This window comes from Arthrospira sp. PCC 8006, assembly GCF_046480465.1.
Lineage (GTDB): Bacteria > Cyanobacteriota > Cyanobacteriia > Cyanobacteriales > Microcoleaceae > Limnospira > Limnospira platensis.
This window is the reverse complement of the sequence record NZ_PKGG01000030.1, coordinates 20,797-35,394: the sequence shown is the minus strand read 5'-3', so window position 1 is coordinate 35,394 and position 14,598 is coordinate 20,797. Positions and strand designations below refer to the sequence as shown.

Sequence of the window (14,598 nt, the reverse complement as noted above, 5' to 3'; positions counted from 1 at the left end):
CACCCTACCGCACCCTACTATTAAACTACTATGGTAATTGTAGCACTAATTGAAGATACCGATCGCCTCGATATGAGATTAAAAGAAATTCCCCCGGTTCCGGGTGTGTATTTCATGAAAGATGGTAATGAGAATATTCTGTATATTGGGAAATCTAAAAAATTGCGATCGCGCGTGCGTTCCTATTTTCGCGATCGCCATAACCATAGTCACCGGATTAACTTAATGATTCAACAGGTGACAGATATTGAATTTATAGTTACCGATACAGAAGCCGAAGCCTTAGCCTTAGAAGCTCATCTGATTAAAACCCATCAACCTCATTTTAATGTCTTGCTGAAAGATGATAAAAAATATCCCTATCTGTGTATTACTTGGTCGGAACCATACCCCCGTATTTTTATTACCAGAAAACGCAGTTTAAGCAATCCCAAAGATAGATATTATGGCCCCTATGTAGATACGGGATTATTGCGAAGTAACCTACAATTAATTAAGCGTCTATTTCCCCTGCGTCAACGTCCTAAACCCCTGTTTAAAGACCGTCCCTGTTTAAACTATGATATCGGTCGCTGTCCGGGAGTTTGTCAGGAGATGATCTCCCCAGAAGATTATCATCAAATTGTCCAAAAAGTGGCGATGGTGTTCCAAGGACGGACGGAAGAACTTATCGCCAATTTAACCGCACAAATGCAACAAGCCGCCGCTGAGTTGAACTTTGAAACAGCGGCGAAATTGCGCGATCGCCTTCAAGGTTTACAGTCCCTCAACCAGGATCAAAAAGTTTCCCTTCCTGATGAAACGGTGTCTCTCGATGCGATCGCTTTGGCTACTGATGGACAACAAGCCTCCGTGCAACTTTTCCAAATCCGCGCCGGACATTTGGTTGGTAGGTTGGGCTTTTTTGCCAAAGTTTACCCTACTGAAAAAGCCTTGACTTCCCTAGAGTTGGGGTTAATTATTCAGCGGGTTTTACAGGAACATTATCAAACCGTCGATCCTGTGGAAATTCCTAGGGAGATTTTCCTACAATATAGTTTACCAGATGCTGATTTAGTCACCGATTGGTTAAGCGATCGCAAAGGGCGCAAAGTAACTTTAATTACTCCCCAACGACAATCAAAACTCGATTTAATTGAAATGGTGGAACGCAACGCCAATTATGAGTTAATGCGCGTGCAAAAATTAAGCGATCGCCATCATCAATCTCTCCAAGATTTAACCGAAATTCTCGACCTTCCCGACCTTCCCCACCGCATAGAAGGTTATGATATCTCCCATATTCAAGGTTCTGATGCAGTCGCTTCGCGGGTGGTATTTATTGATGGTTTACCCGCCAAACAACACTACCGCCAGTATAAAATAAAGAATCCTAATGTACATTCGGGAAGGTCTGATGATTTCGCGAGTTTAGCCGAGGTGATTGGTCGCCGTTTTCGAGATTATCATAATTTAGAACCCCAGGACAAGCCTGATTTGATTATGATTGATGGTGGGAAAGGTCAACTCTCAGCCGTGGTTAAAGTTTTGCAAGATTTGGATATTTTAGAAGAGTTAAAGGTGATTAGTTTAGCCAAACGCCGAGAGGAAATTTTTGTCCCTGGTGAGTCTCAACCATTAACTACTAATCCTGAACAACCAGGGGTTGAATTATTGCGACGACTACGAGATGAAGCCCATCGATTTKCGGTTAGTTTCCACCGTAACCAACGCAGTAAACGCATGAAGCGATCGCATTTAGACGACATTCCCGGACTCGGACACCACCGCCAAAAATTGCTATTAGGTCACTTTCGGTCTATTGATTATATTCGCATAGCCACCCCCACACAACTCGCGGAAGTTAACGGAATTGGCGAAAAACTAGCCCAACAAATTTATGATTATTTCCATCCTTCTACCTGATGCAGATTAAGCTATGATATATGGTAGCTGTCGGGAAGATGTGCTATAAACAAAACTAGATTGGTCTGACTCAAAATCCTAGAATCTCAATCCTACCATGAAATTAAACGGTCCGCAAAATCATCCGACTCTCCAAAAAATACAGTGGATAACTAACCCCCTTGGTTATATGGAAAATTGCCAACGTAAATATGGAGATATTTTTGTAACTGAAATCGGGGTGGCGGGTCATCCAATTGTGTTTGTTTCCCACCCCCAAGCCATTCAAGAAATCCTCACCCGGGATAAAGAATTTACCGCCCCCGGTTCATCTAATCGTATTCTAGCGCCTGTGGTGGGGGATAAATCCGTCATTTTACTTGATGGTAAAGACCACCTAAGACAGCGAAAACTGTTAATGCCGCCTTTCCATGGGGAACGGATGTTTAATTATGGTAAATTAATCTGTAATTTGACCACAGAAATCGGCGACACTTTACCCATTGGTAAGACTTTTCTGGCGCGAGATTATGTGCAAAAAATCTCCCTGGCTGTCATTCTTAAAGCTGTGTTCGGAGTCTATGAAGGACCCCGTTACGATCGCCTGAAAAAATTAACAACTGAACTGGTCGCTGTTACCGATTCTCCTATTAGGGCGAGTATCTTATTTTTCCCGATTTTACAACAAGATTTAGGGCGTTGGAGTCCCTGGGGGCGCTTCCAAGGTTTGCGGCGCGATATCGATAAACTGCTATTAGAAGAAATCGAAGAACGTCGCCAAAATCCCGATCCAAATCGCACCGATATTCTCAATTTGATGATGTCCGCTAGGGATGAAAATGGGGAACCGATGACCTATGAAGAATTGCGGGATGAACTGTTAACTTTATTATTCGCCGGACACGAAACTACCGCCACCGCCATGGCTTGGTCTTTGTATTGGGTGCATAAACTTCCTACGGTGCGCGATCGCCTTTTATCAGAGTTAGCAACCCTCCCCCCAAATCCCGATCCGATGACTATTTATAGACTACCTTATTTAACGGCAGTTTGTCAAGAAACCCTGCGAATTTATCCAGTCGCAATGGTGACATTTCCCCGTGTTACTACTCAATCGGTGGAACTCATGGGATATCATATAGAACCCAACATAGAAGTGATTGGCTCCATCTATTTAACCCATAATGATCCGACAATTTATCCTGAGCCCAAACAGTTTAAACCAGAGAGATTTTTAGATAAAAAATACTCCCCTTATCAATATTTGCCTTTTGGTGGTGGTGTGCGTCAATGTATTGGTATGGCTTTGGCTCAATATGAGCTAAAATTAGTCCTAGCAACAGTCATGTTAAACTATCAACTAACCCTGGCTAATTCCCAGCCCGCCAAAGCCGCCCGCCGAGGGGTGACTTTATCAGCGACCGGAGGCATTCCTATGGTATTGACAGGGCGGCGATCGCTATCTCCCAACTCTGTGGGAGTTGCACCGAAAGAAACCCCGCTTCTGGGTTAACTCTTCTGGTTAAGCCCAACGGTCCCCGAAGTTACCAGGTTTATGGGGAATTTCTCCCCTATTTAATCCTTTTTGGTCTTGATTTCCGTCAGATTAACCGTATAATATTAACAATGGCTCAATTTTTCATGGAGATGGGATTCTGAAATCTCAAAAATTACTAATGATTGATACATTCAATTGTTCCCCCCAACAGTTAGCCATTTGGCTGAGTCGTTTGGTGGAAATTTTGCGGAGTCAAGGTGGTTTAACTTGGCATAACTTTGTTCACAGCGTCGCTGGTAAAACCGCCATCATAGAAATTGATGGCATTCAGTTGAGATTAAATGCCAATCATAGCGAACCTCTCCAGGTAGATATTACTGATAATTCCGATAATTCCGAGTCAGTGGAAGCCTTTAATTTTCGCAGCGAAGCCGAAACCTTGCGAGATTTAATTGGGGGTCGGTTGACCTTAGATAAAGCTGTAGCGACGGGTAAAATCAATTTGCGGGGAACTTTATCAGAGTTGTTGGGTATTCATAAACTAGCAATGAATATTATCGCCGACAGTGCCATTAATCCTCAACTACAGCAACTGTGGAAAGAATTTGACGATCTGTGGTTCCGTCCCAGTTTTCCTCCCCCAGTTTTGTCTCTGGAAGAACAAACAGCCCAGCACGGGGAATTAATTCGGAATGTCCCGAATGATGTACTGACAATTGAGGTGTAAGCGGAGGAGAAATGTGGAAAAACTCACTGTGGAGGGAGAAATTATTTTTTTCGTTTAGCCGTGGTCTCTCGACTTTTCCCCGCTCCCAAATTTCGTCAGACTCGAAGGCGAAAAAATAGGGTCAATCATCTTTTGTCTGATGCCCCGAACTTGAGTCAGATTCTCTGGATTTTGTCAACCTTTATTTTCATATGTTTACTCTGATATGCTATCTGAATTATTCCATAAATTTGGTGTGCCGTTTTTTCTGTCAGTAGTCCACGATCCAAATCTTTGTATTTCTTGGTCACAATTTGGTGAAGATACTCTAATTTTAGAGTTGATTTCCAGAAATAAATCCACCCTATTTAGCAATTACTATGTTGATATCGGTGCTTATCATCCCAGTCGATTTTCTAACACTAAACTTTTGAGTATGATGGGATGGAAAGGTATGAATGTAGATCCCAATCCTCAATCTGTGAAACTATTTGAACAGGAACGTCCCCAGGATATCAATCTAAATCTAGGTGTTGCTTCTTATGAAGGGGAGTCAGAAATCTATTGTTTTCGCGAAGGTGCTATCAACACTTTTAATGAGGAAATGGCCGAATATTTTATCAGACACGAATGGGAGTTTTTGGGTAAGCAAAAAGTAAAGGTACTCCCCCTTAACCAGCTACTTGACACTTATCTTCCTGAAGAAATTAAAGATTCCGAAATTGGTTTCTTAGACATTGATTGCGAAGGTTTAGACAAGGAGATTATTCTCAATTTGGATATTAATCGCTATCGGCCTTATATCATTGCAGTTGAGGCACATGATTTCAATCTTATGCATCCTCTCTCTCACGAAATTGTTCAGTTTCTGATCGCTGCCGATTACCAGTTGGCTGCTTACACCGGACCCACTCTTTTGTTTAGACGGTCAGCGTAATGGTATTTACGTTGGGAAGTTTAATGAAGCCTTTTAGATATGAATCTTGAAGTTGGGATGGTTGGTTAGAGTTTTTCATCGGTTAAAGTTATAATAGAATTGAAGCCAGATTTTCAGAATTAAACATGGTCGATCGCATCGTATTAGCAACCTATGGTTCTTTGGGTGATTTGTATCCTTATTTGGCGATCGCCCGAGGATTAAAAGCCAGGGGGTATCAGCCGGTCATCGCCGCCGCCGAAAAATACCGCCCTTATGTGGCGGCGGCGGAAATCGAATTTCATCCTTTGAGGGAAAGGATATGGGAACACGATAACAAATTCATGCAAATGCTAATGGACTCCCAACGGGAGGTCGAATACATTATTTGTTATCAATTGATGCCCCACTTGCGGGCGACTTACACCGACTTGATGGCAGCGGTACAGAGGGCGGATCTGCTAATAACTCATCCGCTGGTTTTGCCTGCTGCGATTGTAGCCGAACAAACCCAAATTCCTTGGATTTCAACGGTTCTATCAGCCTTTATGTCAGTTTACGATTCGCCTGGGGGCGATAGCTTCGCTTCACGCACCGAGGCGATCGCTTCCCCAGTCTCAGAGTATGAACGGTGTTTGCAATGGGTAGCCAAAGATGCCAAACAACGCCAACTCCGCTGGATGGTTCGCCATTGGAGTGCCCCCCTGCGCCAACTGCGTGGTTCGTTGGGACTCCCACCAGGCCCAGATCCCCTGTTTGAAGGGCAGCATTCCCCCGATTTAGTGCTGGCTTTGTTTTCCCAGGTTTTTGCCAGACCCCAACCGGACTGGCCTAGGCAAACTGTCGTCACCGGGTTTCCGTTTTATGATAAACCCCACAATCAGGGGTTATCTGAGGAACTGAGAGAGTTTTTAGACAGCGGGCCGCCACCGATAGTGTTTACTTTGGGTTCAACGGTGGTGTGGACTTCCGGTAATTTTTACTGGTCTAGTGCGATCGCCGCCCACCAATTGGGTTATCGGTCAGTGCTAATGATGGGCCCTGGGGCGGATAGTCTCAGACCGGACCAATTGCCCGAAGGTGCGATCGCCGTCAATTATGCCCCCCACGGGCAAATTTTCCCCAGGGCGGCAGCGATCGTCCATCATGGAGGCATGGGAACCACAGCAGAAGCATTGCGATCGGGGCGGAGAATGCTGGTGGTTCCCCACAAATACGACCAGCCAGAAAATGCCGCCCGCGTCGTCCGCCTCGGGGTCGCCCGAATGCTCCTACCCCAACAATATACTGCGGAGTTGGTAGCTGCCGAACTTCGACAACTGTTGTTTGAAGAACAATATACCCAGAAAGCCGCTGCCATTGGAAAAGCGATCGGGGCGGAAAATGGAGTAGAAACAGCCTGTGATGCGATCGCCAACTTGATGAGCCAATACCGGAGTCGGAAACCCGCCAGATATTCCGGCTCCCCTAATGATTCTCAGATCACATATTCCCCGTAAACTAAGCCGGTGGCGAGCCATGTTTTTTCTCCTAGTTTAAGGGTAACGGCGGCGCGGCCAGTCAGTTCTTCAATAAAAGTATATTGCCGTTGTTGATTGTCGGGGACGATTAATTCCACTACCGACTCAAAATCAATCTCAATTAGCAATTGGTCTTGGTCATCAGCGGCGATAATTTCTAAGGTGCTGGGGGTTTGCAATAAGCGATCGCTAAATAATAGCGCCATAATTCCCGGCAACCTGGGGGGAATGACAGCCACCTCCGACCAGTCCCAATTAATCTGTAAAGTGGCACCCAAAAACACTTTTCGCAATTGGTGATTGACATAAATAAAAATATAGGGAAAGCCGCCTTGGGAATGGTCTTTGTTGGTGCGTCTGTCCAATACCAAAGTGATGGACGTGCCATCAATGCAGGTGCTAAAAGCGACGAACCACTCCCAACCGATATCTTCCCCCCAGCGGAAGCGGCCAAAATTGCGATCGTGGTAGCAAAACCAGTTCGGGTGAATGGGAAACGATCGCCCAGCAACGGATAAGTTTCCCCTCACTTGCAAGCCCGGTACTAATCCCCAGCCGATGAATCCACTGCCAAACGGTGAATTTTCTGTGACTAATAGGGGGGTGGCTGTAGCTGTCGCCTCCAATTCAATGAATAGCTGCGATCGCCGATCTTCTACTTCTAACCGCGTCTGGGTTCCGTTGACTTGCAATTCCATCCCTTCACCTTGCCAATGTACGGGTTCCGGGCTGATTTGACTGGGGTTCCACTCTTGGGAAAAAGTCGTTCCGAAACTGGCAAAAGGGGCGCTCTGGCTACAGTCGAGCCCTTGAAAATCAGTCGRAACTGTCACCATCAAACTGGTTTGAATTTCTCCAGTTCCCGGTCTGGCGATCGCCGTCAGATTCACCAGCACTCTAATCTGAGTATCAGGATCTAATAATACATAATGATACCAATCTTTCCAATCTAGGGGGGCGGTGGGATCCTCGAGAGGGATTCGCAGTTGTTCCACTCGGGCAAGTGTTTGTTCGTCAATGGTCATTTTGGCGCTAGAAATTAACTACAATTGGGCGGTGGATAACTTATCGTTGTAGGGAACCTGGCTCGCTGAGAACGTCTTTAATTGGCGGGGTGGGGGTGGGGGCGGGTGGGGACACGGACGGTGCGCTAGAGGCGATCGCCTCCAATGTCGTAGCTATCCTGGGGGAAACACAACTGAGTCCCAAAACAATCTTGAGAAACCAAGCCTCCCCATCTATTCCTAATTGGTTCACCAAGTCCGCCGCCGAAGTCTGGGAAGTAGGGATTGGGGAACCAGCAATATCCCACAACCACTGTTCCCAAAACTTGAGCAAACCCGCCCTAGAAGCCGGAGTCCCCACGGAATTGTGAAAAGCGGTAGCCGTGGCTTGACTGACGACGATCCAACGGGGGACTTCGGCGGCGGCTAAACTCAAAACCCCATTTTTGCAGAACCGGGTGAGTCGCAATCGCTCTAGTAGCATTCGACCTGGGGGGGTTCTGGCATAGTCGTCCCCTTTTTGGGCGAAAATTAGCAATAATTCTAACACCAACCAACGAGCCGGAAGTAAGTCTAATTCTGGCAATCGCGTCCCTAAATGATACAAGCAACCCGCTATGGTTTGGGGGGGAGGGGTGGCTGGGTTTAATGGCTCAATTTTCTGGGTGGCGATCGCCTCTATATGGGAAGCAATTCGAGGCGACAATGACATCAATCCTAGTAGAAAATAACCCAACCAGCGATCGCTATCTGTTCCCAGTTTAGCCACAAATTCTGTGAAAGGTGCGTCAGAAATCAAATGCTCCGGTGTTGATTGAAATTCTCCGAATCTGACGCACCCTACAAATAATGGGGCGACGATGGGTTTAGCCGTTTCTGGGGCTTCTACGTCGCTTTCTGCCAAACTCAACAGCCACCTTTCCCAAATATAAAGCAGGCGTTGTTCCCGGCGATCGCCCTTGAGGACTTGACCGGACATCGATAAAGTTTCCGAAATCCAATCGGGGACTTTTGCCGTAGCCAGCACTGTCGATACAGTTGAGAAAAAAGCGGTTTGTCGCAGTTGCGAGAACAGTTTTACACCCTCCGGGGTGCCGGTGTATTCCTCTCCTTTTTGGCTGATGGCTACTAATAATTCTGCCACCAGCCAGCGAGAAGGAATGCGATCGAGGTCGTTCAATGCCGAAATCAATCCCCAGGCATTTTGGGTGGTTATGTCATAATAAATTGACGATTTATTATCCGCTAATTCTCTCGATGGAAAGCTGATATTAACCAGATATTCTCTAGGCTTTTTCTCGGCAATTTCAGCTTGAATATTGAGGATGATTAACAGAGGTTCCTCAAGTAATCCGGGAAATCTTAGCCAACTTTTAATAACCTGTCCTGGTGGCAGTTCTAAAGGTAGTTTTACCCTCACAGTTTGAGTGGCTTTTCCCGCACCAGAACCTAGATAAATATAGTCAGGTTCCACCGGATTAATGGTGGCGAAAATATCCCCGTTCTCGGCGAGCCAATTATCTAAAACTGGTCGCACCAGTAGGGTTTCACCGCTATTATTATGCAGGGACAGTCTCAGCACCAGTTCACCGCCGGGGTGAATTTCAGCTTCGACTGGGGGGGGCATTGCCATCGGGTTTTTATCTTCGATCATCTTGACAATCTCTCTATTTTATGGTAAAATAACTTACTCAATACAACTTGATTTTATGGTGGGTCAATCCTCCTTAAAATGAGCAAGGGGCTATGGCTCGTATCATAACCCCCAAAAATGCTATAAATTTCGATAAATCACATAGTTAATTAATTCTTTCAGAAAGCGGCGATCGTGAACCGGGGTCTGCCATTTTTCCCCTGGTCTGAGCGGAGTTTTCGGTTCCATAAAATCCAGACTGTCCAAAATCTGGGCAGCTTTTTGAGCCAAAGATCTAGCCACAGCCCAACCATGTTCGATGCTACCATACTGGCGCATTTTCTCCATGACAAATTCTACCTGTTCCGGGGTCTTTTCCGGTCGGGGGGTGGCGAGAATTTCCAACATTCGGCGGGATTCGACTGGACTACTATGGGCGATCGCATGATTGAGCATCAAAGTTCGTTTTCCCTCATAAATATCTCCGCCAATTTCCTTCCCATAAGCCTTCATATCTCCCACCAAGTTTAATAAATCATCTTGGATCTGAAAAGCAATGCCTAAAATCATGCCAAACCGAGTAACTCCCGCCAAAGGTTCCACCAAATCTTGAGGGTTAGCCGAGGAATTCCCCACAATCAAACCGATGCGACAGGGGGTCATAAAAGAATACCAGCAGGTTTTTTTGACGCACATTTTAAAATAATCGCGATCGCTTAAATTTTGGGTATTTTCTGCCACCCAATCCAATTCCATCGCCTGTCCTTCCACCGATTGACGCGCCATAAACTCAATTTCGTGGAGTACATTAAGAGTTTTGGTTACCCCGATCGCCGATAAATTTTCCAGCAACAAACCAACAGCCAGTACATTGGTTGCATCCCCGACATTAATCGCCCGGGGAATGCCAATATTGTGGTGTAACGTCCCTTTTCCCCGGCGGGACTCTGACCCGTCCTCAATATCATCGTGAATCAGAAACGCATTGTGATACAGTTCCAAAGCCGCCGCCGTCGATAGCGCCACCTGTCCCATGCCACCCATCGCCCGCGCCGCACTAATACACATGGTGGGGCGCAGCATTTTACCTCCCCGAAACGGGTAATCGAGCAACAAATCATATAAGGGTTCGTAGGAACCGATAATTTCCCGCCGCCTACCAATAAATTCCTGAATTTTGGCCCCGATCGCGATTCGGGAGTCTTCTAGTGCTTGGTTAATAATGGTTTTATCAAACTGCGTCGGTTCCGATGTCGGGAGGATCGCCTCCGACACGATATTTAAGTCCGCTTCCAGGTTCGCATCTTCCGGCAGAATCGAACCCCGGTTATTTTTACCGTCGGGAATGCGATCGCCAAGGGTTGCGGATGCCACATCGTTGACTGCAATGGTCGCGGTTTGGGGAGTGCGATCGCCAAGCGGCACCGTAAGGCGCGTAGGGGCGGATGCCACATCGCCATTAGCATTGGAAACCGCGATCGTTTGGGGAACACAGGACTGTAATTCACCAGCCGAGTCCGTTTCCTCAGTCGGAAGAAATGGCACAACAGACTTACCATTCCCACAGCCATTTTCCCCCAATTGAGCGATCGAGGAAGTAGATTTTTCCAACTTATCCGATACCGAGTCACTCTTGACCCCTAAAAACATCAAATTGAGCAGGATTCCCCAAACCGTAAAATACAACAGGATTCCCCAAAAGACTAAATTGGATGGAGGGCTAAGACCGAGCCAATTTAACAGCAATTCAAACATTGATCAAGTACAGCTAGAAGGGCAGCTAGAAGGGCAGATAACCACCATTAAAATCGGATACATTTTGGCATTATTCATCATTGCCTAGTGCTAGACAGGCAAAGAAAGCCAATTGACAATCTTTATAGAGGCTATCCCTAGGGATAGCCACTTATTTACATCAATCAATGACAAAAAGCTCACCCCACCCGGTCACATCAGACAATGTAACCGGGTTTGATGATGGATTTCAACAATGGGAAATTGATACCATCAACGGTAGAATAATTTGTCGTTGGGATTACCTTTATTAGGCAATTCCTAACAGTTGCTTCTGGGCATCATCAAGTTTAGCCCCCGTGAGGTTCGCATTACTGAAGTTAGCCCCAGTGATGTTGGCTCCCCGCAGGTCCGCATTTGTCAGGTTGGCATTGGTGAAGTTAGCCCCAGTCATGTCGGTTCCTTGCAGGTCGGCATTTGTCAGGTCAGCACCACAGAAGTTAGCATAGCCCAGATAGGAATAGCTGAGATTGGCATAGCCCAGATAAGCGTGACAGAAATTCGCGTAAGCCAAGCTAGCCTGGTTTAATTGGGCTCCAATTAGCTTCGCCTGACACAAGTTAGCAAAACTCAGATCCGCTTCGGTGAGGACCGCGTAGCTTAAATCGGCAAAACACAAGTTAGCATAGCCCAGATAGGCATAGTTGAGATTGGCATAGCCGAGATAGGCGTGACAGAGATACGCGTAACCTAAGTTAGCCGCGACCAGGTTAGTGGCTCCTAAGTTGGCTGCACACAGGTAGGAAAAGCTCAGATCGATACCACTCAGATTCATTTTGCTCAAGTCTACTTGCGGCAAGTAACTATTCGGAAAATCTCGCTTGCCCATGTCATACGGAAACTTTATCTTTGTGTAGCCTGGGGGTGTGGGGGCGCAGCCACCCTGTGGTGGTTGTATGAAACTAGACCAGTCAACATTCGGCGGGGTCGGTTGTGGCTCCTCTGAACCCCCACTGGGCTGGGTCGGTTTCTCGCCTTCATTTGAACTGCCACTTGGTTTCTCTTCCCACCAGGAGGGGGCTGCATCGCCAATCGAAGGCCATTCTAGCCAGATACCAGCTTTATTGGTCAAACCTAGTTGGCCGGGACGGCAAGACTGGGAGCCTTCTTTGGCTGTGGTTTGCAAGTTCCCAACCGGGTCGGCCATTTCAATGTTAAATACACTCCGGGCTGGGACGGCATTGGCAGGGTTCCCACCAATCACAAAGTGCAGTGTTCCTCTCGCGCCTTTACTCAGATCGATTTGCGTGTCCGGGTCGGTGTAGAAAAACTCCCTCAAATCGGTGTGGTAGACTATCTCTTGGTCGTTCGCAGTTTGGGAATTTCCGTAGACAAAGTACCCTTTGCCATAGGTTTGGTTATTGTTAGTGACTGTCCTGAAGTACACTTTCACCATGATTGAAGTCCTTAATTTTGAAAGGCAATAAAATATCGAAATCGCAGTCTTTGCTGAACTAGACTCGGTGACGTAACAACGCCATCGAAAGTCATCACAAATTAGCCCCCTCTCCCAACTGTCTGGTGGAGCATATTTTGGGGTGTGACCAATCACCGACCTATGCCATGACATGACCGCGCGATCATGATACTGGATAGATCACATTGGCTAATTTTTGAGACTAAAACCCTCTTCCTGGGTTGATTTTCAAGCCCAGTTCAAGCTCTAGACTTGATGATGCACCTGATCGCAACTTAGACTAAGTTCTTTGAAACCACCACAGATGGCGTTCAAGCCAGAAACTAGACGCGCACTACTGGCGATATGCTTCGCTGTCACTGCCCAATGGAAAATCAGTTCAGCGGTTAACCTAAGTTGGCAACCAACATAACAAATTTGCCGTTTTTTGTCAACTAAAATACAATTTTTATTGTGAAGATTTATGAACAGGCAACGAACACTATTTAGAGAGCCTAAATGGGCCATATATATAATATATATAATGGTGTCCTCGCCTGGGTCAACACTCCCTAGATCCGTTTATGGTGGCCATGGGACTTTTTCAGCGATCGCTTTCCTAATTTCTCAAGAAGGGGTAACTTTTTCAGCGACCGGAGGCATTCCTATGGTATTGACAGGGCGGCGATCGCCATCTTCCAACCCTGTGGGAGTTGCACAGAAAGAAACCCCGCTTTTCGGTTAACTCTTCAAAAGCAATTCCCTTATTGTTATAATAATCAAAAAGGTAGTCGGAGAAATATAAATGAATACTTCTATTATCGATCGGGTCGTTGAACAACTCAAAGTCATGCCACCGCAAAAGCAATCGCAGGTACTTGAGTTTATTGAGACATTACTCAAAGCTGAAGTTCGAGGGACTCCAGGAAGGCAGTTACTACCTTTTGCTGGTTCAATTCCGTCCGACGATCTTCAGTTAATGAGTGAGGCGATCGCCCAAGACTGCGAGTCAATCAATTTATGAATAATTCGGGACTTTTTGAGCGATCGCTTTCCCAATTTCTAAAGAAGCCGTGGCCGCTGGTGATGGCGCATTACAAACATGAAGCGCACGGGGACTTTCTACAATTAGAAAATCATCCACTAATCCCCCATTAGGCATTAACGCCTGTGCGCGCACTCCCGCATGGGTGGGGATGATATCCTCCCCTGTTATTTCCGGGATTAATCGTTGTAAACTCCGTACAAATGCCGCTTTACTAAAAGACCTGACAATTTCTTCCACCCCATCACTCCAATATTTAGCCGCCAGTTTCCACAGTCCTGGATAAGTCAAAATTTCCATTAATTCACCCAAATCAACATCAGTTTTTTTATAACCCTCCCTTTTGAGGCTTAAAACTGCATTAGGTCCCGCGTGTACCGAACCATCAATCATCCGCGTAAAATGCACCCCTAAAAATGGGAAATTGGGGTTAGGAACTGGATAAATTAAATCCTTGACTAAATATCTTTTTTCCGGGATTAACTCATAGTATTCTCCCCGAAATGGGATGATTTTAGCTGGGGGTTTTACCTGGGTTAATTCTGTGATGCGATCGCTATAAAGACCAGCACAATTAATCACAAAATCCGTCACAAATTCTCCCTGGTTAGTGGCTAATACTAAACCCTGAGAAGTTTCCGTGATTTTATGCACCTTAGTATTTAACCGTAAATCCCCCCCTTTTTCTGCCACTAAATCCGCATATTTGGCGCTCACTTCACTATAGCTAACAATCCCCGTAGACTCAACTTTAATCGCCGCCAAACAACGCACATGAGGCTCAATTTCTGCCACCTCTTCCGGCATAATTTTAGCGACAGGAATTTGATTATCTAAGCCTCGTTGATAGAGATTATCTAACAATGGCAATTCTTCCGGATCCGTGGCTACAATTATTTTACCACAGACATCATATTTAATTCCCTGCTGTTCACAAAAGTTAACCATTGATAAATTCCCCTGGCGGCAGAGAGTCGCCTTGAGGCTACCTGGTTTATAATAAATACCAGAATGGATAACCCCACTATTATTACCAGTTTGGTGAAAAGCCCAAGATTTTTCTTTTTCCAAGATGATAATTTTAGCCTTTGGGTGAGTTAGACTTAATGAATAAGCAGTAGATAGTCCGACAATGCCACCACCAATAATTGCTAAATTGTACATAATTTCGAGAATTTCCTGAATTGATTGCGTTGTGCTAT

Annotated in this window: 12 protein-coding genes; 7 read left to right on the top strand and 5 right to left on the bottom strand. The window is 45.9% G+C overall.

Translation table 11 applies throughout. The features are described from left to right. Window positions 1–30 precede the first annotated feature (30 nt). From uvrC to B9T16_RS07250, 5 genes are all read left to right on the top strand, one after another. Window positions 31–1,905: an excinuclease ABC subunit UvrC gene (uvrC, locus tag B9T16_RS07270; RefSeq protein WP_410244435.1), complete on the top strand. Its 1,875-nt coding sequence runs from the start codon at window positions 31–33 to the stop codon at window positions 1,903–1,905. Window positions 1,906–2,002: 97 nt separating this feature from the next. Next, window positions 2,003–3,397, top strand: a complete 1,395-nt coding sequence (locus tag B9T16_RS07265; RefSeq protein ID WP_006616925.1) for a cytochrome P450 — start codon at window positions 2,003–2,005, stop codon at window positions 3,395–3,397. A gap of 163 nt (window positions 3,398–3,560) precedes the next feature. Next, window positions 3,561–4,109 (top strand): hypothetical protein, encoded by a 549-nt coding sequence (locus B9T16_RS07260; protein ID WP_006616926.1) that lies wholly within the window; start codon window positions 3,561–3,563, stop codon window positions 4,107–4,109. Window positions 4,110–4,314: 205 nt separating this feature from the next. Beyond that, window positions 4,315–5,025: an FkbM family methyltransferase gene (locus B9T16_RS07255; RefSeq protein WP_006616927.1), complete on the top strand. Its 711-nt coding sequence runs from the start codon at window positions 4,315–4,317 to the stop codon at window positions 5,023–5,025. 125 nt (window positions 5,026–5,150) lie between these two features. Next, window positions 5,151–6,503 carry a glycosyltransferase gene (locus tag B9T16_RS07250; protein ID WP_410244434.1) on the top strand — a complete coding sequence of 451 codons (1,353 nt, stop codon included), beginning with the start codon at window positions 5,151–5,153 and terminating at the stop codon, window positions 6,501–6,503. Here the strand turns inward: B9T16_RS07250 and B9T16_RS07245 are convergent. The 4 genes from B9T16_RS07245 to B9T16_RS07230 form a co-directional block, all read right to left on the bottom strand. After that, window positions 6,482–7,549 carry a hypothetical protein gene (locus tag B9T16_RS07245; protein ID WP_410244433.1) on the bottom strand — a complete coding sequence of 356 codons (1,068 nt, stop codon included), beginning with the start codon at window positions 7,547–7,549 and terminating at the stop codon, window positions 6,482–6,484. The genes B9T16_RS07250 and B9T16_RS07245 overlap by 22 nt on opposite strands. Before the next feature lie 40 nt (window positions 7,550–7,589). After that, window positions 7,590–9,182: a hypothetical protein gene (locus tag B9T16_RS07240; RefSeq protein WP_410244432.1), complete on the bottom strand. Its 1,593-nt coding sequence runs from the start codon at window positions 9,180–9,182 to the stop codon at window positions 7,590–7,592. Window positions 9,183–9,302: 120 nt separating this feature from the next. Next, window positions 9,303–10,916, bottom strand: a complete 1,614-nt coding sequence (locus B9T16_RS07235; RefSeq protein ID WP_014276291.1) for a polyprenyl synthetase family protein — start codon at window positions 10,914–10,916, stop codon at window positions 9,303–9,305. A 289-nt stretch (window positions 10,917–11,205) separates the two neighbouring features. After that, complete coding sequence (locus B9T16_RS07230; protein WP_410244431.1) at window positions 11,206–12,351, bottom strand: pentapeptide repeat-containing protein; 1,146 nt, start codon at window positions 12,349–12,351, stop codon at window positions 11,206–11,208. Between the two features lie 544 nt (window positions 12,352–12,895). On the opposite strand from B9T16_RS07230, the gene B9T16_RS07225 reads away from it, so the two are divergent. Continuing rightward, window positions 12,896–13,096 carry a hypothetical protein gene (locus B9T16_RS07225; protein WP_410244430.1) on the top strand — a complete coding sequence of 67 codons (201 nt, stop codon included), beginning with the start codon at window positions 12,896–12,898 and terminating at the stop codon, window positions 13,094–13,096. A 60-nt stretch (window positions 13,097–13,156) separates the two neighbouring features. Continuing rightward, window positions 13,157–13,375 (top strand): hypothetical protein, encoded by a 219-nt coding sequence (locus B9T16_RS07220; protein WP_006619544.1) that lies wholly within the window; start codon window positions 13,157–13,159, stop codon window positions 13,373–13,375. Here the strand turns inward: B9T16_RS07220 and lhgO are convergent. Beyond that, complete coding sequence (gene lhgO, locus B9T16_RS07215) at window positions 13,370–14,560, bottom strand: L-2-hydroxyglutarate oxidase (RefSeq protein WP_410244429.1); 1,191 nt, start codon at window positions 14,558–14,560, stop codon at window positions 13,370–13,372. The two genes, B9T16_RS07220 and lhgO, sit on opposite strands and share 6 nt — an antisense overlap. Between the last annotated feature and the right edge of the window lie 38 nt (window positions 14,561–14,598).

Bases quoted from the DNA above. Each gene is read 5' to 3' on its own strand.
- B9T16_RS07240 (WP_410244432.1), bottom strand. From the start codon at position 9,182: ATGATCGAAGATAAAAACCCGATGGCAATGCCCCCCCCAGTCGAAGCT.
- B9T16_RS07220 (WP_006619544.1), top strand. From the start codon at position 13,157: ATGAATACTTCTATTATCGATCGGGTCGTTGAACAACTCAAAGTCATG.
- B9T16_RS07230 (WP_410244431.1), bottom strand. From the start codon at position 12,351: ATGGTGAAAGTGTACTTCAGGACAGTCACTAACAATAACCAAACCTAT.
- B9T16_RS07225 (WP_410244430.1), top strand. From the start codon at position 12,896: ATGGTGTCCTCGCCTGGGTCAACACTCCCTAGATCCGTTTATGGTGGC.
- lhgO (WP_410244429.1), bottom strand. From the start codon at position 14,560: ATGTACAATTTAGCAATTATTGGTGGTGGCATTGTCGGACTATCTACT.
- B9T16_RS07235 (WP_014276291.1), bottom strand. From the start codon at position 10,916: ATGTTTGAATTGCTGTTAAATTGGCTCGGTCTTAGCCCTCCATCCAAT.
- B9T16_RS07255 (WP_006616927.1), top strand. From the start codon at position 4,315: ATGCTATCTGAATTATTCCATAAATTTGGTGTGCCGTTTTTTCTGTCA.
- B9T16_RS07250 (WP_410244434.1), top strand. From the start codon at position 5,151: ATGGTCGATCGCATCGTATTAGCAACCTATGGTTCTTTGGGTGATTTG.
- B9T16_RS07260 (WP_006616926.1), top strand. From the start codon at position 3,561: ATGATTGATACATTCAATTGTTCCCCCCAACAGTTAGCCATTTGGCTG.
- B9T16_RS07265 (WP_006616925.1), top strand. From the start codon at position 2,003: ATGAAATTAAACGGTCCGCAAAATCATCCGACTCTCCAAAAAATACAG.